The 23,798-nt window shown below is 62.1% G+C and carries 22 protein-coding genes and 1 pseudogene; 7 read left to right on the top strand and 16 right to left on the bottom strand.

Annotated elements, in window-relative coordinates; genetic code table 11:
• Positions 1-24: 24 nt before the first annotated feature.
• From ligA to recN, 5 genes are all read right to left on the bottom strand, one after another.
• A complete protein-coding gene (gene ligA, locus V2I30_RS00330) occupies positions 25-2,109 on the bottom strand; it encodes an NAD-dependent DNA ligase LigA (RefSeq protein WP_330660061.1) in 2,085 nt (694 codons plus the stop codon).
• Between the two features lie 42 nt (positions 2,110-2,151).
• Entirely contained in the window at positions 2,152-3,099 is a 948-nt protein-coding gene (locus V2I30_RS00325; protein WP_330660060.1) for an acyltransferase family protein, read from the bottom strand.
• A gap of 180 nt (positions 3,100-3,279) precedes the next feature.
• Positions 3,280-3,486 carry an endonuclease domain-containing protein gene (locus tag V2I30_RS14900; protein ID WP_442896883.1) on the bottom strand — a complete coding sequence of 69 codons (207 nt, stop codon included), beginning with the start codon at positions 3,484-3,486 and terminating at the stop codon, positions 3,280-3,282.
• Positions 3,401-3,580, bottom strand: a complete 180-nt coding sequence (locus V2I30_RS14895) for a DUF559 domain-containing protein (protein WP_442896882.1) — start codon at positions 3,578-3,580, stop codon at positions 3,401-3,403. Before V2I30_RS14895 ends, V2I30_RS14900 begins: the two co-directional genes overlap by 86 nt.
• Before the next feature lie 140 nt (positions 3,581-3,720).
• Positions 3,721-5,388 (bottom strand): DNA repair protein RecN, encoded by a 1,668-nt coding sequence (gene recN / locus V2I30_RS00315; protein WP_330660058.1) that lies wholly within the window; start codon positions 5,386-5,388, stop codon positions 3,721-3,723.
• 444 nt (positions 5,389-5,832) lie between these two features.
• On the opposite strand from recN, the pseudogene V2I30_RS00310 reads away from it, so the two are divergent.
• Together V2I30_RS00310 and V2I30_RS00305 are read left to right on the top strand one after the other, a co-directional pair.
• A pseudogene (locus V2I30_RS00310) lies at positions 5,833-6,267 on the top strand (acyltransferase family protein); the annotation flags it as partial.
• Positions 6,245-6,922, top strand: coding sequence for an acyltransferase family protein (locus V2I30_RS00305; RefSeq protein ID WP_330660105.1), 678 nt, complete (start codon positions 6,245-6,247; stop codon positions 6,920-6,922). The pseudogene V2I30_RS00310 and the gene V2I30_RS00305, both read left to right, overlap by 23 nt.
• Before the next feature lie 107 nt (positions 6,923-7,029).
• On the opposite strand, the gene V2I30_RS00300 is transcribed toward V2I30_RS00305, so the two are convergent.
• Positions 7,030-7,812: an outer membrane protein assembly factor BamD gene (locus tag V2I30_RS00300; RefSeq protein ID WP_330660057.1), complete on the bottom strand. Its 783-nt coding sequence runs from the start codon at positions 7,810-7,812 to the stop codon at positions 7,030-7,032.
• Positions 7,813-8,011: 199 nt separating this feature from the next.
• Between V2I30_RS00300 and V2I30_RS00295 the strand changes: the two genes are divergently transcribed.
• Entirely contained in the window at positions 8,012-8,362 is a 351-nt protein-coding gene (locus V2I30_RS00295) for a hypothetical protein (protein WP_330660056.1), read from the top strand.
• Between the two features lie 102 nt (positions 8,363-8,464).
• The gene (locus V2I30_RS00290) at positions 8,465-8,938 is read left to right on the top strand and encodes a hypothetical protein (protein WP_330660055.1); all 474 of its coding nucleotides are present in this window, start codon (positions 8,465-8,467) and stop codon (positions 8,936-8,938) included.
• Positions 8,939-9,042: 104 nt separating this feature from the next.
• Here V2I30_RS00290 and V2I30_RS00285 read toward each other — a convergent pair whose 3' ends face one another.
• The 7 genes from V2I30_RS00285 to V2I30_RS00255 all read right to left on the bottom strand — a co-directional run bounded on the left by V2I30_RS00285 (position 9,043) and on the right by V2I30_RS00255 (position 16,198).
• Positions 9,043-9,948 (bottom strand): nucleotide-binding protein, encoded by a 906-nt coding sequence (locus V2I30_RS00285; RefSeq protein ID WP_330660054.1) that lies wholly within the window; start codon positions 9,946-9,948, stop codon positions 9,043-9,045.
• Complete coding sequence (locus V2I30_RS00280; RefSeq protein ID WP_330660053.1) at positions 9,941-10,243, bottom strand: hypothetical protein; 303 nt, start codon at positions 10,241-10,243, stop codon at positions 9,941-9,943. The genes V2I30_RS00285 and V2I30_RS00280 overlap by 8 nt, the downstream gene beginning before the upstream one ends.
• 173 nt (positions 10,244-10,416) lie before the next feature.
• Positions 10,417-10,683, bottom strand: a complete 267-nt coding sequence (locus tag V2I30_RS00275) for a DUF3892 domain-containing protein (protein ID WP_330660052.1) — start codon at positions 10,681-10,683, stop codon at positions 10,417-10,419.
• A gap of 311 nt (positions 10,684-10,994) precedes the next feature.
• Positions 10,995-11,603 carry a hypothetical protein gene (locus V2I30_RS00270; RefSeq protein ID WP_330660051.1) on the bottom strand — a complete coding sequence of 203 codons (609 nt, stop codon included), beginning with the start codon at positions 11,601-11,603 and terminating at the stop codon, positions 10,995-10,997.
• Complete coding sequence (locus V2I30_RS00265) at positions 11,591-12,112, bottom strand: RipA family octameric membrane protein (RefSeq protein ID WP_442896880.1); 522 nt, start codon at positions 12,110-12,112, stop codon at positions 11,591-11,593. Before V2I30_RS00265 ends, V2I30_RS00270 begins: the two co-directional genes overlap by 13 nt.
• Positions 12,113-12,115: 3 nt before the next feature.
• Positions 12,116-13,933, bottom strand: a complete 1,818-nt coding sequence (gene lepA, locus V2I30_RS00260; protein ID WP_330660104.1) for a translation elongation factor 4 — start codon at positions 13,931-13,933, stop codon at positions 12,116-12,118.
• 72 nt (positions 13,934-14,005) lie between these two features.
• On the bottom strand, positions 14,006-16,198 hold the full coding sequence (locus V2I30_RS00255) for an EAL domain-containing protein (RefSeq protein ID WP_330660049.1): 2,193 nt from the start codon (positions 16,196-16,198) through the stop codon (positions 14,006-14,008).
• A gap of 326 nt (positions 16,199-16,524) precedes the next feature.
• Here V2I30_RS00255 and V2I30_RS00250 point away from each other — a divergent pair, with 326 nt between their 5' ends.
• Together V2I30_RS00250 and V2I30_RS00245 are read left to right on the top strand one after the other, a co-directional pair.
• Positions 16,525-18,222 carry a PHA/PHB synthase family protein gene (locus tag V2I30_RS00250; RefSeq protein ID WP_330660048.1) on the top strand — a complete coding sequence of 566 codons (1,698 nt, stop codon included), beginning with the start codon at positions 16,525-16,527 and terminating at the stop codon, positions 18,220-18,222.
• Positions 18,223-18,355: 133 nt separating this feature from the next.
• Positions 18,356-19,213, top strand: a complete 858-nt coding sequence (locus tag V2I30_RS00245; protein ID WP_330660047.1) for an alpha/beta fold hydrolase — start codon at positions 18,356-18,358, stop codon at positions 19,211-19,213.
• Here the strand turns inward: V2I30_RS00245 and V2I30_RS00240 are convergent.
• Both V2I30_RS00240 and V2I30_RS00235 read right to left on the bottom strand, forming a co-directional pair.
• Entirely contained in the window at positions 19,210-20,106 is an 897-nt protein-coding gene (locus V2I30_RS00240) for an alpha/beta fold hydrolase (RefSeq protein ID WP_330660046.1), read from the bottom strand. The genes V2I30_RS00245 and V2I30_RS00240 overlap by 4 nt on opposite strands.
• 8 nt (positions 20,107-20,114) lie before the next feature.
• The gene (locus V2I30_RS00235; RefSeq protein WP_330660045.1) at positions 20,115-21,068 is read right to left on the bottom strand and encodes a glycerophosphodiester phosphodiesterase family protein; all 954 of its coding nucleotides are present in this window, start codon (positions 21,066-21,068) and stop codon (positions 20,115-20,117) included.
• Positions 21,069-21,178: 110 nt separating this feature from the next.
• On the opposite strand from V2I30_RS00235, the gene V2I30_RS00230 reads away from it, so the two are divergent.
• The gene (locus V2I30_RS00230; protein WP_330660044.1) at positions 21,179-22,945 is read left to right on the top strand and encodes an N-acyl-D-amino-acid deacylase family protein; all 1,767 of its coding nucleotides are present in this window, start codon (positions 21,179-21,181) and stop codon (positions 22,943-22,945) included.
• Positions 22,946-23,073: 128 nt separating this feature from the next.
• Here the strand turns inward: V2I30_RS00230 and V2I30_RS00225 are convergent, their stop codons facing one another.
• Positions 23,074-23,754 carry an outer membrane protein gene (locus V2I30_RS00225; RefSeq protein WP_330660043.1) on the bottom strand — a complete coding sequence of 227 codons (681 nt, stop codon included), beginning with the start codon at positions 23,752-23,754 and terminating at the stop codon, positions 23,074-23,076.
• Positions 23,755-23,798 lie beyond the last annotated feature (44 nt).

Here is a 23,798-nt window from a genome sequence, read left to right as displayed (position 1 = left end):
GGTCCGATATCGGCGCAATATCGCTCAGCCGGCCTGGCGCACGATGTCCGCCCAGCCCGCTTCGTCCACCACCTCGATGCCGAGTTCCTCAGCCTTTTTAAGTTTCGAACCCGCGCCCGGACCCGCCACCAGCAGGTCGGTCTTCGCGCTGACCGAGCCGGCGGCCTTTGCGCCCAGCCGCTGCGCCTGCGCCTTGGCCTCGTCGCGGCTCATGGTTTCCAGCTTGCCGGTGAAGACCACCGTTTTGCCCGCGACCGGGCTGGCCAGCGTTTCTATTTCGAAGCGCGGCGGCGACACTTCGCCGAGCAGGTCTTCCCACACCGCGACATTGTGCGGTTCGTGAAAGAAATCGCCGAGCGCCTCGACCACGGCGCTGCCGATGCCGTCGATCGCGGTCAATTCGCCCGCCGCCTCCTCGTCGCCGCCGCGCGCTTTCTCGGCGACCTCGCGCAATGCGGGCAGCGTATGGAAGTGCCGCAGCAGGTCGCGCGCGGTGACCTCGCCGACATGGCGGATGCCGAGCCCGAACAGCAGTCGCGCCGCGTCGGGTTCGCGGCGGTTTTCCACAGCCGCCAACAGATTGTCCACAGACTTGTCCTGCCACCCTTCGAGCGCGAGAATGTCCTCGCGGCGGTGCTTCAGGCGGAAGATGTCGGCCGGGCTTTCGAGCCAGCCCAGCGCGAAGAACTGCGCAATGGTCTTCGAGCCGAAGCCGTCGATATCGAGCGCCTTGCGGCTGACGAAATGTTCGAGTCGCTGGGTGCGCTGGGCCGGGCAGATGAGGCCGCCCGTGCAGCGCACATCGACCTCGCCCTCCTGCGACACCGCCTCGCTGCCACATTCGGGGCAGTGATCGGGAAAGGTGAAGCTCTCGCGCTTCTCACCGGGCGTCAAATTCTCGACCACCTGCGGGATGACATCGCCCGCACGCTGGATGACCACGCGGTCCCCAGGCCGCACACCCAGCCGCACGATCTCGTCGCGATTGTGCAGCGTCACATTGGTGACGGTGACACCGCCGACCAGCACCGGGGCAAGCCGCCCGACCGGGGTCAGCTTGCCGGTGCGCCCGACCTGAATGTCGATCGCCTCGAGCGTCGTCTCCGCACGCTCCGCCGGGAATTTGTGCGCCAGCGCCCAGCGCGGCGCCTTGCCGACCGCGCCCAGCCGTTTCTGCCAGTCGAGCCGATCGACCTTATAGACGACGCCGTCGATTTCGTAGGGCAGATCGGGCCGCCGCCGACCAATCTTCTCGTAATGCGCGATCATCGCATCGACGCTGTCTGCCAGCTTGAGGAAGGGTGACACCGGAAAGCCCCATTCCTCGATCCGGCGCATCATCTCGTATTGCGTCTCGCACACCGCATCGGACGCCGCGCCCCAACCATAGGCCCAGAATCTGAGCGGGCGCTGCGCCGTCACGCTCGCATCCTTCTGGCGCAGCGAACCGGCAGCGGCATTGCGCGGATTGGCGAACAGCTTGCCCCCCGCCTCCGCCTGCGCCGCATTGAGCGCGGCGAAGTCGGCGCGCGACATATAGACCTCGCCGCGCACTTCGAAGATGTCGGGCACGCCATCAGGCAGGCTCTGCGGAATGTCGGCGATGTGCCGGACATTGGGCGTCACGTCCTCGCCGACCTGCCCGTCCCCGCGCGTCGCTGCGCGGACCAGCTCGCCCCCTTCGTAGCGCAGCGAACAGGACAGGCCGTCGATCTTGTCTTCGGCGGTGATCGCTATGCCGCTCGCTTCATCGAGGGCGAGATAGCGCGCGACCCTTTGAACCCACTCCTCAACTTCCTCGCGGTCGAAGGCATTTTCGAGGCTCATCATGCGAACCTCGTGGGCGACCTTGGACAGCGGCGAGCCGGCGACCTCGTGGCCGACCTTCGCCGAAGGGCTGTCCGCGCGCACCAGATGCGGAAACGTGTCTTCCAGTTCGCGATTGCGCCGGACCAGTGCATCGTATTCCTGGTCGGTGATCTCGGGCGCGTCCTCGGCATGATACAGCTGATCGTGCTTCGCGATCGCCTTCGCCAGCCGCATCAGCTCGTTCGCGGCTTCGGCCTCGGTCATGTCGGCCGCATTGTCGGGATCGTCTGGCTTGCTCATGCGCGCGCGAGCAATGGCGGCGTGCGCGGCAAAGCGCAATGCTCAAGCAGCGGCGGGCGCGGGCCTCGGCGGGTCGGGCCAGCGCGACCCGATCAGCCACACAGAGGCGACCGAAAGCGAGGCGACCAGCGCCGTCCCCGCCCCGAGACCGGCAAGCGCCACGGCGGTGATGATTGGGTAATGCACCGCGTAAAGTGGGAAGGATATCTCCCCAAGCATATGGCCGAGCCGCGGCGGCGCGCGGCGATCCAGTCCCGCCATCAGTGCCAGCGGCGCGACCAGCGCGACGAAGGGCACTGGCCAGAAGGGAAACGGATAAAGCGAGACGAGCGCGATATATCCGACCAGCAAGACGGCCCCTGCGGCAAGCGGCACGGCGACAGGCGCGCAATCGCCGAAGCGGCGGAACATCAGCACCCCGATCAGGTAGGAAACGAGCGCGCGAAACACGACCGCGACCTGCATCGCCAGGTCGGTCTCGTGCAGGATCCGCGGGAAACCCGTCACTTCGAACGAGGCGACGAATGCCGCGCCGCACAGCGCCAGCATTATGTTCAATGCGCGGTTCCCCAAGCGCGCGAACCACGCACCATGGAGGACGTTGGCGAGCAACTCGTAGAAGATCGACCATGCGGGCAGGTTCAGGAGATAGGGCACGGTGAGACTGCCCGGGAGCATCAGCAGCGCGAAGCCGAAGGCAACGAACAGATCGGCAGAAACCCCCGCCACTGCAATCGCGACATTGAGCCCGAGCGCGGCGCCGACCGCCATCACCGGCCACAGCCGCTTGAAGCGCATCTTCGCGAAAGCCAGCGGCGAGATCGCGCCGTCCCGCAGCCGCGCTTCATAGCTGCGCGCCATTACGAAGCCCGACAGCATGAAGAAGAAATCGACCGCCAGATGCCCGCCCGCAAACCCGGCAATATGCATTACCAGCACGACAAGTGCCGCCACCCCACGCAGGAAGTCGAGACCGTAGAGCCTTTCCATAAGCATGGCGTTATCAGCGCGAGGCTAAGAAAGTCTCATCGTCGGGGCGTCGCATGGGACCGGCTCGACACGATGTTCCTGTTCAGCGTGAGATCACACCCTCGCTTAAACAGTTAGGACCATTGGGGATTGCGCTTTCCTCCCCCTCCTTGGAGAAGGAGGGGGTCGGGGGTGGTTCGACTAGCGAACGGTTTCGCCAATAGACAGCAGAACGCCATCGAGATTGCGCATTACCTCCTCATTGCTGAACCGCAGGATGCGGATGCCGCGCTCTTCCAACAGTCGCCGATCTCGCTGCCGATCAGATACAACATCGTGCGTGTTCCCATCCACCTCGATCGCGAGTTTGGCAGCGGGACAGTAGAAATCGACGACCCGCCGGCCGATGGACTTGCTGGCGACGAAATTTGAATCCCGCTAACTGCTTGCCCTTCAGCGCTTGCCAAAGCCGCTTTTCCGGCTCCGTCGGATCGTTCCGCATATTGCGTGCGCGGCGCGCCAGCGTGTCTGACGACACGCCACCACCCCCACCCCCCTCCTCTGAAAAGGAGGGGGCTTTTTCGCGCCGCTCCCCCTCCTTGGACGAGGAGGGTGTCGGGGAATGGTTCGATGGGCGCAACGTCACACACCCTCCAACAGCCTATCCGCCTGCGCGCGCGCTTCACTGGTGATCTGCGCGCCCGACAGCATGCGCGCGATCTCTTCCTGCCGGCCCGCTTCGTCGAGCAGTGCGACGCTGGTCCTGGTCACCGTTCCGCTCGACGCCTTGGCGATCAGATAGTGCCGCGAACCGCGCGCGGCGACCTGGGGCGAGTGGGTGACCGCCAAGAGCTGTCCCTCCTGCGCCGCGAGGCGCGCCAGGCGTTCGCCGATCGCGCTCGCCACCGCGCCGCCGACGCCGCGGTCGATCTCGTCGAAGATGATCGTCGCCGCCCCGCCCTTCTCCGCCAGCGCGACCTTGAGCGCCAGGATGAAGCGCGACAACTCGCCGCCGCTCGCGATCTTGGCGAGCGGGGCGAAATCGGCGCCGGGATTGGTGGCGATGAGGAATTCCACCGCATCCATCCCGCCCGCGCCCCATTTCTCTTGCGGCAGGATCTCGATCCGGGTGCGGAAGCGCGCGGCGTCGAGTTTGAGCGGGGCAAGTTCCGCAGCGACCGCCTTGTCGAGCCGGCGCGCTGCCTTTGCCCGCGCCTCGTGCACCTTTTCTGCGCGCGTGCGATAGGCGGCCTGCGCTTCTTTCGCCGCCGCCTCCAGCGCGTCCAGCTGCGCCTCCCCGCCTTCGATCGCATCGAGTCGCCCGCGCATCTCGCGCATCAATTCGGGCAGCGCATCGACGTCGCAGCGATGCTTGCGGGCGAGCGCGCGCAGCTCGAACAGGCGGGTTTCCGCCGCGTCCAGCGCCTGCGGATCGTGGACCAGCGCACGCGCCGCCTCTTCGAGCTTTTCCTCCGCCTCGCCCGCCTCGATCACGGCGCGGTCGAGCGCGGCCAGCGCCTCGGTCAGCAGCACATGCTCGGCCGCAATCCGATCGAGCTTGCGCGCCGCGACACGCAGCTCGGCGAGCGGGGAATCGGAACCCTCCCAGATGTGACGCAAAGTCTCCAGCTCGCCCGACAGACGCTCGCCCTTCTGCATGTCGGCGCGCGCGGCGGCGAGGCGCGCTTCCTCGCCCGCCTGCGGCTCGAGCGCGGTCAGTTCGGCCAGATGCGCAATCAGCAGATCCTGGTCGGCGCGCGCCTGTTCGTGGCTCTGGCGGGCCTCGGCAAGCCGCGCTTCCGCCTTCGCCCATCCGGCCCAGCAGCGCTCGAGCCCGGCAAGATCGACTCCAGCATAGCGATCGAGCAGCAGCCGGTGGCCGCGCGGATTGACGAGACCGCGATCGTCGTGCTGCCCGTGCAGCTCGACCAGCGCGGGCGCGAGCTGGCGCAGCAAGGCGACGCTGGCGGGCTGATCGTTGACGAAGGCCTTCGAGCCGCCATCGGCCTTTACCTGACGGCGGATGATGAGCGGTTCACCCGGCTCAATCTCGAGATCCGCCTCGTCCAGCGCCGCTGTGAGCGGTTCGGGGGCGTTGGCGAATTCGAAGGTCGCCGTCACGCTCGCCTTGGCTTCCCCGGCGCGCACCAGCACGGTCTCGGCGCGGTCGCCCAGCACCAGCCCGAGCGCATCGAGCAGGATCGACTTGCCCGCCCCCGTCTCCCCCGTCAGCACACCAAGCCCGCGCGCGAAATCGAGGTCGAGCGCTTCGATCAGAACGATGTTGCGGATCGAAAGGCGGGTGAGCATCGTGCGCGAGGTCTAGCCCAACTCATCGAGGGCGTCACGCCTAGAACAGTGGTTTCAACAGCTACACCCGCCCGGAACCGGGCTGCGCCGTGCAATGCCGCGAGACCGCGCGAGCGCAGCAACCTGAAGGAGCGGAAAAAGGGCGCCGATCGCGTCATCCTTCTTACGAGCCCCACGGGAATGGTTTCGGACAAATCCCATGGTTTGAGTTAGCCGAAGGGGAGCGAGAGACTTACCCTTTTTTCCTTGGATCAACCCTCTGATGCCCCCGCCCCCGCCCCCGCCCTTGTTTTCAAATGATCTTACGCAAAACCGTTAAGCGCAGGGTGGCTGACAGCTCGGGGCGCCGGGAGAAGCGGATCGAGCCCATTGGCGGTGAGGGGCAGAGGCAATTCCGATTGCAAGCATTGATGACCACACTTCGTCTTGGATCGCGCGTGCGCCGTGACTGGACAAGCATCCCCGATAGCGGCTCACCTTTCTGCGCTGGATGGCCTGCGCGGGTTCGCTGCCCTGCTGGTTGTTGTTTCGCACTGCGCCAATCGCGGGTTTCTGCCCGATTTTCTTGGCTATGGGCTTGGCCAAATGGGTGTTACGCTCTTTTTCGGGTTGAGCGGCTTCCTGATGGCGTATCTCTATTACGACAAGACGCCAACGCTTGAGAACATCAGGGATTACACCATCAATCGCATCGCGCGAGTGCTTCCCCTGTTTTATATTGTCGCGATATTCGTGACCGTATGCTTTGCAGCGTTCGATTATTCTTTCCTGAAGGTTACGTCCTGGAAGCAAGTTGCGGGAAACCTGTTTCTCCTGAGGGGGTCATCGGTCCTGTGGACCATCCCGGTGGAACTTCATTTCTACGTGGTATTCGTCGGCTTGTGGTTCATATCGGGCTCCCGCCTTCTTCAGGCTTGCGGTAGGGGTAGGCGCAGTTCAGCTGGCGATCCTGATCGTACTGTATGCGAACGGGATATCCTACGGCCCGATCCTGTTTTCGTGGCTGCACGTCTTCCTTTTCGGAAGCCTGATCGGCGCATATTACGATCCGATCAGACGCAGGCTCCGAACAACCCGATTTGCGGGGCTTCTTTCAGGGTTCGGTTGGCTGATCTTGCTGCTGGGGATTTTCGCCCCGCCCCAACTGCGCCGTGATCTGGGGTTCGAGACACTGGCGAACTATCTCGATCCTGTTACGGTAGGCTATCCAATGGCCCTGCTGGTCTGCACGATATTTCTGCTCGGCCCGTTTTCGGTGTTCAAGCATACGGTCCTGCGCTGGTACGGCAAAATCTCTTATTCGTTTTACCTCCTGCATATGTTCGCGGTTGCCGGAGTGTTCGAACTGGTGACCACGGGCGTCTTGCGGGCCGAGCTGGGTTTTCCGGTCGTTATGCTGATCGCCACGGTGATATCGGCGGCATCCTTTTACGGGTTTGAACGTCCCGCACAGCGGATCGTTCGCTCCCGCCTTACGCGGCTTTCGCGCCGGCTCAGCTTCGCGCCTCCGTGGTCCGACGTTCGCGGCCCCTGACTGCGCGGTCGTGGTGCCGGGTAGCAAATAGGAGCCCCCATGCTGCGAAAGCCGCCTGGTTGCTCGGGCTCGCAGGCGAGCGTTCGCAACTTGGTCGTTCGAACAGCCTAGCTCGCGGTCACGCCGTCGGCATGGTCCTCGACCAGTTCGTAGGCGCGCTCGTACCATTCATTGCCCGGATAGTTCGCGCCCAGCACCGCTGCATATTTCACCGCTTCTTCGCGAATGCCCAGCGCCAGGCTGCTTTCGGTCAGGCGATAGAGCGCCTCGGGTGCGTGGCTGGTGGTCTCGTAGGTGTCGACCACGTTGCGGAACCGCAGAGCGGCGGCCAGCCACCGGCCCGAACGCTGGTAGAAGCGGCCGATCTCCATCTCCTTGCCCGCGAGGTGATCGGCGACCAGATCGAGCTTCAGCCGCGCATCGGCGGCATATTCAGTCTGCGGGAACCGGCGATTGACCTCGCGCAAGGCCGTCTGCGCCTGCTCGGTGATCTTCTGGTCGCGGTTCACGTCGCTGATCTGCTCGTAATAGGACAGCGCGATCAGGTAATAGGCGTAGGGCGCGTCCTTGTTGCCCGGATGGATCTGCAGGAAGCGTTGCGCGTTCTGGATCGCCTTGTTGTAATCGCGCGCGATGTAATAGCTGAACGCGCTCATCAGCTGCGCGCGGCGGGCCCAGGGCGAATAGGGATGCTGGCGCTCGACCTCGTCGAACAGGGCGGCGGCGAGCTGCGTGTTGCCGCGATCCAGGCGTCGCTGCGCCTCGGCATAGAGCGATTCGACGTCGCGCGCGACATAGGCGACGTCCTCGTCGGCGGAGCCGCCCGAACAGGCGGCAAGCGTGGCGGCGGCGGCGGCGGCGAGAACGGCGGAGCGGATGCGGATCGACATGGGCCAGCCTATAGCCAGCGCGCGCGTGAACGCCAAGTGAAGTCGAGCGCGCCGCCCACACCGCTTACCCGGATTTTCCTACTCGCCGCTTTTGTGGTTCATACCCGTCGGTTGCGCAGCAACCACAAGGGCGGCCGCCCGCCCGCAGCGCCGAAGGCGCGAGGATGTCGCGCCCCGGATGGGGTGCGGAAAGGAGAATATGACCCGCCGCGCAGACCCCCGCACCATTCGCCTGCCCGTCAAATATGGCGAGCTTCCCGACTTCGATCCCGTGCCGATCAAGCCGCGCTCCGACGGCTGGACCCCCGAACGCCAGCACCAGTTCATCGAAGCCCTCGCCGATACCGGCAGCGTCGAGGCCGCGTGCAAGCATGTCGATATGAGCACCGTCGGCGCCTACCGCATCCGCCGCCTGCCCGAAGGCAAGAGCTTTGCCGAGGCGTGGGACAAGGCGCTCGACCTCGGCGTGCGCCGGCTGGAGGACGTCGCGCCTTTTGCTGCGCATCGCGCAGCTAGATCTAAATGGGGCCCGCGCGCTGAACGGCGTTGAGGAGCCCTTCTACGGCGCAGTTTATCCTGAGCGCCTGCCTTGGCAGGCAGTCGAAGGGGCCAGCACGTCGGCACGCGCAAGAAGTACAATGACCGCTTGCTTATGTTCATGCTCAGGAACCGCGCGCCCGAACGGTTCGGCAATTCGGTCACCAAAGGCGGCGGGTCGCTCAAAGGCCTCAACGCCGTCGGCAAGATGGAAAAGCGCCGCCTCAAAAAAAAGTGGCGCAAGCAATGGGAGGCCGAGCGCGCCGAAAAGGCCGGCGTCACCGCCGCCGACGTGCGCGCCAGCATCGATCGCAAGATCGATGCCTTACGCCGCCAGGTCGAAGCCGAACGCGCGCGCGAATGGGAGCAGATGTCCGCGGAAACCCGCGAGGCCCGGCGCCGTTTCGAGGAACTACGCGACCGGGACTTTGCGCGCCTGCAAGCGGACGAAGACTTCCGCCGAGCCCACGAACGCGGCCCCCGCGAGCACATCAACGCCACCCCGCCCCCGCATAAGGAGCCCGAACCGCCGAAGGCGCGCAAGACGGTGCATCGGTTGAAGGATAGCTCTTGGGACGAGAAGGAGTAGGCACCGCTCGCCCTGAGGCTGTCGAAGGGCGCATGGAATGTTTGCGGGAGCAATCGTGCAACCGCGCGTGGCGGCGCGACGGCTATGCTGAAAACCGATGAGGACTACGATCCCGGTCGAGGAACTGCGAGGTTCAAATCGACATTGTGTCCGACCGCGGCCAATTCTCGAGCTAGCGCTAACTTCCAAGCACCCATCTCATCCATTTCTTCCCAAACAACACCGGCAAAGTCGCTTGGTAACTCCATCACGCCTCGTTTTAGTGCACAAACATTCTGTCGTCCGAGCCGACCAATGAAGTAACCCAATTCCAACAAGACATTCTGTCTTGGCCGCGGTTTGGGACGCTCGCCTAGGACGCCGCCCTCATCATCAGGCGTCATCAAAACGACGGCGAAACTTACATCGCCATGCGCCTCTACCTTCTCGATAATCGTCCTGCCCATGTTAGCCTGCTCATGCAGAATGATCGGCTCGAAATTTAGCTTCTCAAGATATCGCGCAACGGTTTCTCTTGCACCTTCGTCGTGTCCATGAACTACGAAAACTCGACGAGACATAGCTAAAATCAACTTTGGCTCAACGGTACCATTTGACTCGACAAAAGTCTTATAGTCCCTCGCGAATGGAATAATTAGCTGACTGACGACATTATGAACGCTCGCAATCACCTTGCGTCCGCCATTGTAATAGTTCCGACCAAAACCTGCCATAAAATCAGGGTTTTCGGCGAATTTTTGAATCAGTAAAAAGGTAAGGCCGAGTGACTCCCTCTCACTCTCGGGCCAGCTCAAATTTCCAGTACCGACCATTCCTGTCGAAGTTGGACTCGATGCGAGAAACTCCGACAAGTCTACCCCCTCAGTGAGTTTAGCGTTGGCTGCAGCCAGATCCTCGTGTTGCAGCAAATTTGCCAACCGCTTTAAAGGCTTTGGGTAGCTTTGGAGCTGGCTAGCTTGAAGATCCAGCACAGCATCATTGATACTCTTGAAGAGATCACGCTCAGTCATTCTTTGGTTCGCCTTCGAGTCTCGCAGCGGCTGCATTCTCTAATATCGCGTCACGATACTTTTCCTTCATCTCCCTCACCAAGGGCTCGATAATAGGGTTGTTTTCGAAGCCTATAGTCTTCTCATCGACCATCGAGTTCACCGCATTGATAGCTCGTTCGATGCTGGCAGGGTCGTTAGGATCAAAGTTCACTTCTCCAAGGGTTCCGTCCAATTGACTGAGTGCTTTGGACGCCTCTTCAAAATCTTTCGCAACCCTATCTAGTCCTGACTTCCTGGGCATATTGGCCTCCAAGCCCCTTAATCTAACCTACAAATTTCCCCTATTCCCTGACATCTAAGGATCAAGGGCCTGATTCATCTACACCTACTAAAGTTATTTTCTGTTCCTCGTCGTTCATTCTTCGTCGTTGTCTGAGTTGACTAGCGTATTACATGAATGGGAGATTGCACTGACGATGTTTTGGGTCAGCAGTCGGGTAACTTCAAAAGATTATTGGGCGGAAATCCGTCGCCCTCTGTCGTCAGAAAATAGCGGCCAGACTGTGCGTGCCGCCGCACTTCGACCCAAACAGAGCGGCCATTGGCGGACACCCAGAAACGATGTTCACCGTTGAGGATCCATCGAATAATTTGATCAATCGTGAAGTAATTTCCATCAATCAGAAAGCCGTCCAAGCGACGATCAGCATCAGCTCCATCTTTCCGACTGTGCGTAATCCTGTAGTCAGCCATGTTCACAACCTTGTGCATAAGATTGGTCGCTTGACTGGCTGCAGGCGTCGTTGCCATAGGCAGGACGTCCCGGAGACGGGACAGCTTCCACCGCGACCAACAGTTAGTCGGTGGTTGAACGGGGGCCGAGTTGCCGCTCGGTCCCCACTTCTCATCATCAGAATCTGATGCGCTTTGGCACTCATCAAAAGCAAGTGCCAAGCCCCCATAATCCACAATTGAAGCGACGAAAAGGCTAGGGTTCTATAGTCCCTACTCGCTAGCTCCTCTATGAGTTTTTTGCTTGTGGCCGGGGATAAAGCTCGTTCGCTTCATGCTGCTTCACTCGAAGCGAACTTGATTGCCTCCATCATGGCCTCAATTCTCCCCCGGTGTTTGGAAAGGACAAGCGATTTGGGATCTAGGTCTTTGGCGCCCTTCTTGATAAGCTCGCAAGCCATCTCCACTGGAAGATCGTCTTCATTCTGATCGAAGCAGGGTTTTGTGCCGCGAACCGCGCATAGGTATTCGTAAACGCAACCTACACTCAGGTGCCAACCCTCGCTGAAGATAACACGCTCCGCATGCTCCGTGATCACTTGCTCCCAAAACCTGTAGAACTCAGCTTGAGACCAAAGTCGGCTAGGAGACTCGAAGCTGCCAGGTTCGATAATGAATTTGTCGTTCTCCCGCATCAATTTTGCGAGACCCTTTAGGTCCTCAATATTCGGCCCAATGACTTGCCGCCTCAAAAGCATCGAGTAAGTGTCGTTATCGTTGGAGAGCATCTCTCCAACCGTCCTCTGCCAACCGACGAACCGGGGCCCTCCTGTGATGGGGCCACTCAGGTAATCGTACTTCGCATTTCCGAGAACGGATTTGAGCATGGACTCGATTGCTCGAACCTGCTCCTCGTAGCTTGGCCCGTTTAGCTCAGACATGCCTCAACCACTCCCTGAAAAATCAAATTTAGTCGATTGAGGTCTGTAAAACCAACGATTTCGAAAGTCGACAACACTATTCCAATTGATGCCAAGATGGCCATCAAAGCAAAGATTGACCTTAATGCACCACTGTAAGACAGACCCTTCGCGAGTCCCTTCTTTCCGGCCCGAAACTCTTCAAAAGCTTTGTCCTCTTGCTCTACTAGGCGTAAATAGCTTGGAAAAAGCTCCTTCTCAGAAAGCTCGAGTGCACTTTCAGCGTGTTTAATGAGGAACGACGTCCGAATATCGAGCTGCCAAAAAATATAGCTGAGCGCGAGAAGAAAAATCGAAAGGGAGAGCGCAGCGAGAGGATATTGATCGTCTCCGCTGAGGCTAGCTGCAACCAATCCTACTAACACACCCGAAATCGCTAGGAAGAAATTAAAGACTGTCATTCGTTGCTTAGCGTGTAGGTCGAAGTATCGAAACGCGTAATCTAATCCCTCTTTGGATTCCGAAGGCACTAATCACTCCTCCCCCATCCGCAGCGCAGCAATAAAAGCCTCCTGCGGAATGCTTACATTCCCATATTCCCGCATCCGCGCCTTCCCCTTCTTCTGCTTCTCCAGCAGCTTCTTCTTGCGCGAGATGTCGCCGCCATAGCACTTGGCGGTCACGTCCTTGCGTAGGGCTGCGATCGTCTCGCGGGCGATGATCTTGCCGCCGATGGCGGCCTGGATCGGGATCTTGAAGAGGTGGCGCGGGATGAGGTCTTTGAGGCGCTCGCACATGCCGCGGCCGCGTTCTTCGGCGACCGAGCGGTGCACGATCAGCGAGAGCGCATCGACGGCTTCCGCGTTGACGAGGATGTTCATCTTCACAAGGTCGCCTTCGCGTGAGCCCACCTGCTCGTAATCGAAGCTCGCATAGCCGCGGGAGATCGATTTCAGGCGGTCGTAAAAGTCGAACACCACTTCGTTGAGCGGCAATTCGTAGGTCACCTGCGCGCGGCCGCCCACGTAAGTGAGGTTGGTCTGGATGCCGCGGCGGTCCTGGCACAGCTTGAGGATGCTGCCCAAATATTCGTCGGGGGTGTAGATCGTCGCCTTGATCCACGGCTCCTCGATCATGTCGATCCGGTTCACGTCGGGCCAGTCGGCGGGGTTGTGAATGTCGATCGTCGCCGCGTCCTCGCTCTTCGATTTGGCGAGGTGGACGCGGTAGACCACCGATGGCGCGGTGGTGATGAGGTCGAGGTCGTATTCGCGGCTGAGGCGCTCCTGGATGATCTCGAGGTGGAGGAGGCCGAGGAAGCCGCAGCGAAAGCCGAAGCCCAATGCGGCGCTGCTTTCCATCTCGAAGGAGAAGGAGGCATCGTTGAGGCGCAGCTTCGCGATGCTCTCGCGCAGTTTCTCGAAATCCGCCGCGTCGACCGGGAAGAGGCCGCAGAAAACCACGGGCTGGACTTCCTTGTAGCCCTTGAGCGGCTCGCTGGCGCCGTTCTTCACGAAGGTGATGGTGTCGCCGACGCGGGCCTGTTCGACTTCCTTGATCTGCGCGGTGATGAAGCCGATTTCGCCGGGGCCGAGTTCGGGCAGGTGCTCGATCTTGGGGCGCATGCAGCCGACGCGGTCGACGAGGTGCTGGGTGCCGCCTTGCATGAACTTGATCTGCTGGCCCTTGGTGAGGACGCCCTCGATGACGCGCACGAGGATGACGACGCCGAGATAGGGGTCGTACCAGGAATCGACGAGGGAGGCCTTGAGGGGCTTGTCGCGTTCGCCCTTGGGGGGCGGGATCTTTGCGACGACGGCTTCGAGGACGTCTTCGATGCCGATGCCGGTCTTGGCGCTGGTGAGGACGGCGTCGGAGGCGTCGAGGCCGATAACCTCCTCGATTTCCTCCTTGACGCGCTCGGGCTCGGCGGCGGGTAGGTCGACCTTGTTGATGACGGAGACGATTTCGTGATCGTGCTCGATCGACTGGTAGACGTTGGCGAGAGTTTGCGCCTCTACGCCTTGTGCGGCGTCGACGACCAGCAGCGCGCCTTCGCAGGCGGCCAGGGAGCGGGAGACTTCATAGGCGAAGTCGACATGCCCCGGCGTATCCATGAGGTTGAGCTGGTAGGTCTCGCCATCCTTCGCGGTGTAGTTGAGGCGAACGGTCTGGGCCTTGATGGTGATGCCCCGCTCGCGCTCGATATCCATGTTATCAAGCACTTGCTCGGACATCTCGCGCGCGGTCAGCCCGCCGGTAAACTGGATCAACCGGTCGGCAAGCGTGGACTTGCCATGATCGATATGCGCGATAATCGAAAAATTGCGGATTTTGGAGAGCTCGGTCATTATCACGCGCAGATAGCTGTAGGAAAGCACACTGTCATTCGCGAATAATGCAACCCGCAAAAGGGGGTGCTGTCAGGCGGCTTCGGAGCGCGCGCCTGGGGCGTAGGAGAATTGCGGAACGCTGGCCTGACCCTCGAGCGCGCCGCCGGGCATCGTCTTGTAGCTCCCAGGCGATAATGCAGCGAGCGGCGCGCCGGCGGAAGCCAGCGCGTAGGGGCTGACCCGGTTGCGGGTGCACAAGCCGCCTGAGCCATCGTCGATCAGCGATTGTTCGAATTCGAGTCCCTGCGTGTCGCCGCTGGAGCGGATGACGGTTGCCACCGCCAACTGTCCGCCGCCCAGGTCGACCACGAATTGCGTGCCTTTGGGCACATCGGCCAAGCCTTGAATCAGGGCGCCGGTCTTCGACAGGTTGCGCAGCACCACTTCATAGGAATGATCGTCGTGGATGATGTTGATACGGCGATAGACCGTTCGCCGCTTTGAACGTTTTACCCGGTCGCCGCTCGGCGCGATCTTCCAGCTGTCACCGGCAAGCTGTTCCTCGACGACATCGCGCCCGATCGGGTCGGAATAGATCGGTCCCTGCATCCGCCCCACGCCGCATTCGCGCAGCCGCTCGAACAGCTCGGTGGTCTCGATCCCGTTTGCGATCGTGTCCATCTCCAGTGCCCCTGCAAGCGCGACGATGGCGCGGATCAGGTTCAGCTCCTCGCCATCGTGCCGCGCCGCTTCGGCGACCAGCTTTTCGTCGATTTTGATCGTGTCGAAGGGCGCGCGGCGCAGATAGGCGAGAGAGGAATAGCCGCTGCCGAATTCGTCCAGCGTCAGCCGGGCTCCGAGCTTGAACAGCTGCGCGAGCGTGCGATCGACGTCCTGCGTGTCGCCGAAGAACACCGCCTCGCTCATTTCGAGCTCCAACCGGCGCGGGGCCAGATCGGTGTCGGCCAGCGCCTGCGAGACGGCATCGGCGAAGCCTTCCGCCACGAACAGGGGCACCGGCACGTTGACCGCGACCCGCACGCTGTCGGGCCATTTCGCCGCTTCGGCGCAAGCCTCGCGGATCGCCCACAAGCCGACCTCGCCGACCTGCTGCGAACCGTCGAGGATCGAGGCGAATTCCTCCTCCTCGATCTCCCCGCGCTGTTCGTGCATCCAGCAGATATGCGCCTCGAGCGCATCGACATTGCCGCTCGCGGCATCGACGATCGGCTCGTATTTGAGGAACAATTGCTCCTCGCGCACGGCCTCGCCGAGATTTTCCTCCAGCCGGCGGCGAAAGATCGCCTCGTTCTCGAGCTCGCCGGAAAAGAAACGATATTGTCCCCGCCCGCCATTCTTCGCAGCGTAGAGGGCGAGGTCGGCGGAGCGCACGACATCGTCGAAGCTCACCCCGTCATGCGGCGCCACTGCAATCCCCGCGGAACAGCCGATGACGCAGCGCCCTTCCTCGAGCGTGTAGGGCTGCTTGATCATGGTAATGAGCTTCAACGCGATCTCGCCGAGCACGCCGCGATCGTCCTGGTCGGGCAGCATGATCTGGAACTCGTCGCCGCCCAGCCGCCCGATCTCGCATTCGACCTCGAGCGCGCGTCGCATCCGGTCGGCGACCTGTTTGAGCAGCTCGTCGCCCGCAGCATGGCCGAGCGTGTCGTTGACATGCTTGAACTTGTCGAGATCGAGCATCATCACCGCGCAATTGCGCTTGGCCGGTTGAAACGCGGCGAGCGTCGTCTCGATCAGGTGCTTCATCCGGTGACGGTTGGAAAGGCCGGTGAGCGAATCGTATTTGGCGAGCCGCGCGGTTTCCGCCTCGCGGAAGAATTCGTCGGTGATGTCCGCTCCGGTACCGCGAAAACCCGTAAAGGTCTCGCCATCATAGGCCGGACGACCCGAAAGCCGCAGCACCGCGCGTTCGGGGCGTCTTTCGGCGCGCACGACAAAGCCCGAGAACGCCTTGCGTGCCCCCAGCATCAGCGCCAGCGATTTGGTGCGCCCGTCGCTGTCGGCGGAAACGAAGGCGCCGGCCAGCGGCTGTCCGATCAGTTCGTCCAGCGGCAGGTCGATCCGGTCGGCGATGGCGGGGCTGAGATAGGTGAGATTGCCGTTGCGATCGCTCGCCCAGAACCAGCCGAGGCCGCTGGTTTCGAGCTCGTCGAGCATGGCGAGCTTTTCGTCGTCGGACAGTTTCGTCGCGGACAGGTCGCCGGAGGCGGGCTGCGAGCGCGCTTTATGCTTTGCCGACAGGAAACCCTTAAGGGGCATCGCCTCGCTAATCCTTTCCATCGCGCCGCATCGGGCGCGCCGAATGACGCGCCTTCGTATCCACCCTCGCCGGGTGTAAACCCCGATGGTTAGCAATCACCTAATGCGACGCTTTTGCCGTCATTATGCGGGACCTTGCGGCCTATGGGACCTTAACGGTGTCGGGAGGGCGAGTGTCGGACCGCGGCATCGTGGCGGCTCAATCACCCGCCGGAAGGCCAGGCGCAACCCACCCTCGTCGCCTTGTCACGGCGTCCCGGGTCGGTATGGATGGCGGGCAAGCGGGCGCCGTAGAATGCCCGCACGATAGGAGAGGATGTGCCGATATGGCGGAAGCGAAAGTCACGCTCGAAAACGAGGCGGCGCAATCGACCAACGCGCTGGGGCCGCTGATCGGCGTCGCGCGCGAGGATTTCGTCGGGGCGGTCGCGCTGCTCCTGCGCGAAACGGCTTCGGATCCGGCGCGGCTGATGAAGCACGCGCGTTCGATGGGCGAGGACATGGTCAAGATCATGACCGGCAAAAGCGAGCTTGCGCCGCATCCCAAAGACAAACGGTTTCAGGATCCCGCCTGGCAGTACAATCCCTTCTTCCGTGCGGGCGCGCAATATTATCTCGCCGTGCAGAAGGGGATGCAAGGCTGGCTCCAAGACCTGGAACTGGACGAGCTCGAACGCAACCGCGCGAACTTCATCGCGAACATCATCCTCGACGGGCTGGCGCCGACCAACACGCTGGCGGGCAATCCGCTGGCGCAGAAACAGCTGATCAACTCCGGCGGCCTCTCGCTCATCAAGGGGCTGCAGAACGCCTATAACGACATGGTCCATAACAAGGGGATGGTCAGCCAGGTCGACAAGCGGCCCTTCAAGCTGGGCGAGAATATCGCGACGTCCAAAGGCAATGTCGTCCACTGCACCGAGATGTACGAACTCATCCAGTATGCCCCGACGACCGACGAAGTTTACGAAGTCCCGCAGCTGACGATCCCGCCGCAGATCAACAAGATGTATATCAACGATCTCAGCCCCGAAAAGTCGATCATCAAGTGGCAGCTCGACAACGGCGTCCATACCTTCGTCATCTCTTGGCGCAACCCGTCGAAGGAACAGGGCGTGTGGGGCATGGACGACTATATTTCCTCGTGCGAGGAAGCGCTGGAGATCGTCAAGGACATCACCGACAGCGCCAAAGTCAACGTTTCGGCGGGCTGTTCGGGTGGGCAGACGGCATCGGTGCTCGTCTCCAAACTCGCCGCGACGGGCAACGACATTCTTGGCACGCTGACCCTGATGGTCTGTGTGCTCCATCCCAAGCAGACCGATATCGAGGCCGCCTCGCTGGTCAGCGACAATGGCATGAAGCTCGCGCGGCGCCGCGCCGACAAGGCCGGCATCATCAAGGCCGACGATCTTGCCCGCGGCTTCGCCTGGCTGCGTCCCAACGACCTTGTCTGGGGCTATGTCATCAACAATTACCTGCTCGGCATGGACCCGCCCGCCTTCGACGTGTTGTTCTGGAACTCGGACGCGACCAATCTTTCCGCCAGCCTGATGGGCGATTTCCTCACCCTTTACGAAACGCTCGCCTTCACGAAGAAAGGCGAAGTCGAGATGGCCGATCACAAAGTCGACCTATCCAAGGTGACAGCAAACCTCTTCATCATCGGCGGGGTGACCGATCACATCACGCCGTGGAAGGCGACCTATCGCTCGACCCAGCTCTTCGGATCGAAAGACGTCACCTACGTGCTCAGCCAGTCGGGCCACATGCAGGCGATCCTCAACCCGCCGGGCAATCCCAAGGCGAAATATTTCGTCCAGAAGAAGAAAGGCAAGCTCCCCGCCACCGCCGACGAGTGGCTACAGGGCACGAAGGAGGTCCCGGGCAGCTGGTGGCCGTTCTGGATCGAGTGGATCCAGAAACGCTCGGGCGACAAGGTGCCGGCGCCCGAACATGTGGGCAATGAAAGCTATCCCGCGATGGAAAGCGCGCCCGGACTCTACGTCGTCGAAGAAGTCTGATAGGGCCCCAGTCGTATTGGGCGAGGCTTCGGCCCCGCCAACCCGCTTATGGGAGGCACGTATCGCACGGGATCTGCGACACGTGCTTCCCACCCGGCCCCCAATCAAGGGGCCGCGAAAGGACAGTTTTCACGTGAGCAAACATCTGGACGGCGCCACGGTCACCATGGAGCAGGTTGGCGGCCGGACGCTACGGGTTGCGCGCTGGCGGCTGGATCAGCCCTCGGATCACCCGCCCGTTCTGTTCTTCAACGGCATCGGCGCCAATATCGAGGCGGTCGCCCCGCTTGCCGAGGCATTGGACGAGCGACCCTTTATCATGTTCGACATGCCCGGGATCGGCGAATCGCCCGATCCGGTGGTGCCCTACAATCCCTTCACGATGAGCTGGACCGCGATGCAATTGCTGAACTTGCTCGGGGTGGACCAGGTCGATGTCATGGGGATCAGCTGGGGAGGCGGCATGGCGCAGCATTTCGCCATGCAGCATCCCGGGCGCACCCGCCGCGTGGTGCTGATCGCCACCAGCGCCGGCATGCTGATGGTTCCGGGCCGCCTGCAGGCTCTGACCAAGATGGCCAATCCGCGCCGCTACACCGACCCCGATTTCATGATGCGCAATTTCGAGACGCTCTATGGCGAAGGTCTGGGCAAGAGCGAGGGCAAGGGCGGCCATATGGCGCGGCTCAGATCCCCTTCCCCGCGCGGCTACATGTATCAGGTGCTTGCCATGATCGGCTGGACCAGCGCGCCTGCGCTTCGTTTCCTGCTAAAGCAGGACACGCTCATCATGATGGGCGACAACGATGCGATCGTGCCGCTCGCCAACGGCAAGATCCTGGAGGCGCTGATCCCCAATAGCGACCTGGTCGTGATGAAGGGCGGCGGACATCTCTTCCTGCTGAGCCACAAGGACGAGAGCGTCGCCGCGATCCGCGACTTTCTGGACAGCCCGGCAAGCGAGCGCGAAATAAAGCTCGCCGCGGCCTAACCGCGCGCCAGCCACTCCACGAGCGCCGCGTTCACCTGATCCGGCACGTCCTGTTGCACCCAGTGGGAGGCGTCGGGGAAGCGCTTCACCGTCAGATCGCGGACATATTCGTCCGTGCCATCGAGCACATGGATGTCGATCGCCAAGTCCTGCTCGCCCCACAGGACGAGGGTGCGCGTGTCAACCTTGCCGTCGCCGATCTGGCGGACATCGGGCGTGCGTAGCAACGCGCGGTAATAATTGATCATCGCTTTCAGCGCGCCCGGCTGCGCCGCCGCCCGGCGATAGGGCTCCACCGCCGCATCGTCGAAGAAGTGTTTGTTGACCGCCGAGTTTCTGAAGACGTCGGCGACGGGTTCGGCATTCGAGCGGCCCAGCAGCTTCTCGGGCAGGCGTGGCAGCTGAAAGAAAAAGATGTACCAGCTCTTCCTCAGCTGCCGCCAGCGCTTCAATTCACGCTGCGAGCATTTGGGATGCGGCACATTGAGGATGACGAGATTGGCGAGCGGGCGGATTTCGAGGATCGCGAAATGCCACGCGACCAGCGCGCCCCAGTCATGCGCTATCAGCGTCACTTCCTTGGCGCCGCTCGCATCGATCAGCGCCGCGACGTCCTCTGCCAGTGTGTTCAGCCGATAGGCCTTGATGCCCTGCGGTCGCTCGCTCGCGCCATAGCCGCGCATGTTGGGCGCCCAGACGCGGTAGCCCTGCGCGGCCAATACCGGGATCTGATGCCGCCACGAATAATGCAGTTCGGGAAAGCCGTGCAGCAGCAGCGCGAGCCGGTCTCCCGCGCCCGCTTCGGCGACCTCGAAGGTGAGCCCGTTCGCCTCGATCCAGCGGATCGCGACGCCGCTTTCCGCCGGCGGATCCCAGCTCGGCTGCCGTTCCACTTTACCCTTCACTCGCCGCCGCCCCCGCGCGAGACGCCGCATAGCCCCGCCTCGGGCAGCCGCCCCGCCTCAGCCAGCGCCGCGGCGGCCTCGCGCGGGCGGTCGGTCGCGATGATGTCGACGCCGCCTTCGCCGAGTTCGGCATAGCGTTCTCCCGTGCCGTAGCGCTCGATCACACTGTCGATCGAACCGGGCGGGCGGCCGAGCGTGCCGAAAATCACCTCGATGTCCTCAGCCTCGAGCGCGTCATAGAGATCGGGGCGCGGCAGGCGCGTGCCGGTGAAGGCGACCATGCGTTCGTCCGCGATGCCGCTTGCGCGCAATTCCTCAAGATCGCCGTTGTCCGCGATCGAGACCGACAGCAGCATTTCGGGCGCCAGCGCGGCGAGCCGGGCGGCCTGTGCCGGCGAATAGGCGATCAGGATGACGTTGTCCGCATTGCCGCTCTCGCGGATCATCGAGACGACCTCCGCATAATCTGCGGTACTTTTGAAGTCGATCTGCAGCACGGTGCGCCCCCGCGCCCAATCCAGCGCCTCGCGCAGTGTCGGCACGCGGTAGGGCGTGGTCCATCCCGCTTCGTCGACCAGGAACAGTTCCCGAACGACGCTCCACGGCGTGTCGGCCACCGCGCCATTGCCGGTCGTAGTGCGATCAAGCGTGCGGTCGTGCATCAGGTAATGCACCCCGTCCGGACTGCGTGCGACGTCCACCTCCATCACCGCTGGGATCGCCGTCAATACCGCGTCCATCGTCTGGATCGCGTTCTCCGGCAGGCCCGGTGTAGGTCCGCCGCGGTGGGCGGAAACCAGCGTGCGGCCCGCCGCCTCGTGGCAGTCGAGCAGCGCGGAAAGATCGCCGCCGGGTGAAAAGCGCCACGCCCCGTCTCCGGCCTGAGCGCTTGCCGGTACGGCCAGGGTCAGGGCGATGGCCGCGGCGAGCGGGCGCGAGAAGGCTGACACGTCGTCTGTCTCCTAAGCAAGGTCCGTCGCGCAGGGCGGGCGACCCCGCGCGGACCATCTGGACTCGAGCCTGCGATTACGACATCCTCGCGCGCAAAGGGAGAGAGAAGATGCCACAATTCGACCTAATCATTCGCGGCGGCACCATCGTCGATGGCACAGGCGAAGCGCGCTATACCGGCGATGTCGCGGTGAAGGACGGGCTGATCGCACAGGTGGGCAAGATCACCGGCGACGCGGCGCGCGAGATCGATGCGCGCGGCAAGGTGGTTGCGCCCGGCTTCGTCGACATTCACACACATTACGATGGCCAGGCGACCTGGGACCAGGAAATGGCCCCGTCGAGCTGGCACGGCGTCACCACCGTCGTAATGGGCAATTGCGGCGTCGGCTTCGCGCCCGCCAAGCCCGACCGCCACGAATGGCTGATCAGCCTGATGGAAGGGGTCGAGGACATTCCCGGCACCGCTCTCGCCGAAGGAATTACCTGGGACTGGGAAACCTTCCCTGAATATCTCGATGCGCTCGAGAAACTGCCGCGCACGGTCGATGTCGGCACGCATGTCCCCCACGGCGCGGTGCGCGCCTATGTGCTGGGCGACCGCGAACAACCAGGCGCGGTGCCAACGCAAGAGGACATCGAGGCGATGTCCGACATCGTCGAGGAAGGCGTGCGTGCGGGCGCACTGGGCTTTTCCACCTCACGCACCGTGCTGCACAAGTCGGTCGATGGCGAGCTCGTGCCCGGCACCACCGCCACGGCAGAAGAGCTGGTCGCGATCGGCCACGCCATGGGCCGCGGTCAGGCGGCGGGCGGCCATGCCGTGTTCGAGATGGCGAGCGATCTGCGCCGAGAATGGAACGAGTTCGAGTGGATGGGTAAGCTCTCCCGCGAGGCGGGCGTCCCCGTCACCTTCGCCGCGCTCCAATCGATCGCCAAGGAAATGCCGCTCGACGAGCAGATCGAGACCATGCGCGCCGAGAACGACAACGGCGCCAATATCGTCGCGCAGATCGCGCTGCGCGGCAATGGCATCGTCATGGCCTGGCAGGGCACCGTCCACCCCTTCGTCTACCGCCCCAGTTGGCAGGCGATCGCCGAACTCCCGTGGGCGGAGCAGAAGGCGAAACTGCTCGATCCCGCCTTCAAAAAACAGCTGCTTTCCGAAGCGAACGACTATTCCGAAGCGCCGCAGGACATCATCGAGGTGGTGATGGTGGTCACGCAAGGCTGGGCGCTGCAATACGAAATGGACCCGGACTTCGACTACGAGCCCGATGCGAGCGCGAGCATTAATGCGCGGGCCGAGGCTGCCGGAATGGACAGCCAAGAATATGCCTACGAGCTGCTCTGCCGAGAGGATGCGACAGGCTTTATCTATCTGCCGATTCTCAATTACGCCGACGGCAATCTCGATTTCCTCCACCCGCTTCAGCATGCCGACGACACGGTCAATTCGCTGAGCGATGGCGGCGCGCATTGCGGGACGATCTGCGATGCGGCGTCGCCCACCTTCATGCTCGAGCATTGGGTGAAGAGCCGCAAGCGCGGTGACCGCATCAGCCTCGAAAACGCGATCCGGCGCCAGTGCCGCGACACCGCGATGCTGTATGGGCTCGAAGATCGCGGGATCATTGCGCCCGGCTATCTTGCCGACATCAACGTCATCGACATGGAGCGGCTGAAGCTCGGCCGTCCGTGGCTCGCTTTCGACCTGCCGGCGGGAGGCAAGCGTCTGCTGCAAAAGGCGGAAGGCTATGTCGCCACCATCAAGAGCGGCGTCGTGACATTCGAAGACGGCACATGGACCGGCGCAACACCCGGCGGCCTCGTGCGCGGACCGCAGCGCGCCGCGCTGGCCGAGGCGGCCGAGTAATCGAACATGACGCTTAAGGAAGTGAGCCCTCTCCGAGCTATAGAACTCGAAGAGGGCTCGTTTCGACCGGCGAATTATCGCATCGCGCTGATTGAAGAAAAGCCTTTGGTGCTATCGAACAGACGGCGTTAGAAACGCAGGCCGGCTCCGACTACCACCTGATGTCGATTGACGTTTACGGCATCCAGCTCATCATCCAGGCCGAAGGATTGACCTTCAAACTCGACTTCGCCGCCGGAGTAATCGGTAAAGCGATATTCGGTCTTCATGTAGAAGTTTTCCAATAGACCGTATTCGAACCCTATACCCAGTCGCAACCCGTCCAGATCGATATCTGCGTCCGCAGCGTCGGGAACTCCATTCACCGTACCGTCGGCATCGATGTCGATACTGCTCATTGCATAGCCGGCCTTAATGTAAACCAGCTTGTCGTGTGAACCAAAGCCCAGGCGCCCACCGATGTAGTAATCCGGGTTGCTGTCGAGCCTGAGGACACCATTGTACAAGTCTCCATCGAGCTCTACGTCGTTAAAGGTTGCGCTGTCCGAAAGATTTGAAGTTGAAATCTCGGCTTCGACGCCAAAGGAAATCATACCTCTGGAAAAATCGTAGCCGATGTTCGCACCATAAGTTACATCTTCGGCATTGGCGTCGAAGTCTTCGGTGTCATCCACCCCGACCTCTACACGATCGTAGCCAAAAATCGCCTCGATCCGGGGTCCAGAAGGCGCGGTGTTCCCGTCGTTCGCCAACGCGGGGGTGGCATACGCTCCCAAGGTAAGAGCGATAATTGCCGTAAGTGTTCTCATGATAAGCACTCGTTTGCTGCAAGAGAGCGCGAGCGCTGAAGCTA

It is taken from the genome of Erythrobacter sp. (assembly GCF_036351135.1).
Classification (GTDB): domain Bacteria; phylum Pseudomonadota; class Alphaproteobacteria; order Sphingomonadales; family Sphingomonadaceae; genus Erythrobacter.
Note: the sequence above shows the minus strand (reverse complement) of the source record. Positions and strands in the feature narration are given on the sequence as shown.

Bases quoted from the DNA above. Each gene is read 5' to 3' on its own strand.
- ligA (WP_330660061.1), bottom strand. From the start codon at position 2,109: ATGAGCAAGCCAGACGATCCCGACAATGCGGCCGACATGACCGAGGCC.
- V2I30_RS00325 (WP_330660060.1), bottom strand. From the start codon at position 3,099: ATGGAAAGGCTCTACGGTCTCGACTTCCTGCGTGGGGTGGCGGCACTT.
- V2I30_RS14895 (WP_442896882.1), bottom strand. From the start codon at position 3,580: ATGCGGAACGATCCGACGGAGCCGGAAAAGCGGCTTTGGCAAGCGCTG.
- recN (WP_330660058.1), bottom strand. From the start codon at position 5,388: ATGCTCACCCGCCTTTCGATCCGCAACATCGTTCTGATCGAAGCGCTC.
- V2I30_RS00300 (WP_330660057.1), bottom strand. From the start codon at position 7,812: ATGTCGATCCGCATCCGCTCCGCCGTTCTCGCCGCCGCCGCCGCCGCC.
- V2I30_RS00295 (WP_330660056.1), top strand. From the start codon at position 8,012: ATGACCCGCCGCGCAGACCCCCGCACCATTCGCCTGCCCGTCAAATAT.
- V2I30_RS00290 (WP_330660055.1), top strand. From the start codon at position 8,465: ATGTTCATGCTCAGGAACCGCGCGCCCGAACGGTTCGGCAATTCGGTC.
- V2I30_RS00285 (WP_330660054.1), bottom strand. From the start codon at position 9,948: ATGACTGAGCGTGATCTCTTCAAGAGTATCAATGATGCTGTGCTGGAT.
- V2I30_RS00275 (WP_330660052.1), bottom strand. From the start codon at position 10,683: ATGGCTGACTACAGGATTACGCACAGTCGGAAAGATGGAGCTGATGCT.
- V2I30_RS00270 (WP_330660051.1), bottom strand. From the start codon at position 11,603: ATGTCTGAGCTAAACGGGCCAAGCTACGAGGAGCAGGTTCGAGCAATC.
- lepA (WP_330660104.1), bottom strand. From the start codon at position 13,933: ATGACCGAGCTCTCCAAAATCCGCAATTTTTCGATTATCGCGCATATC.
- V2I30_RS00255 (WP_330660049.1), bottom strand. From the start codon at position 16,198: ATGCCCCTTAAGGGTTTCCTGTCGGCAAAGCATAAAGCGCGCTCGCAG.
- V2I30_RS00250 (WP_330660048.1), top strand. From the start codon at position 16,525: ATGGCGGAAGCGAAAGTCACGCTCGAAAACGAGGCGGCGCAATCGACC.
- V2I30_RS00230 (WP_330660044.1), top strand. From the start codon at position 21,179: ATGCCACAATTCGACCTAATCATTCGCGGCGGCACCATCGTCGATGGC.
- V2I30_RS00225 (WP_330660043.1), bottom strand. From the start codon at position 23,754: ATGAGAACACTTACGGCAATTATCGCTCTTACCTTGGGAGCGTATGCC.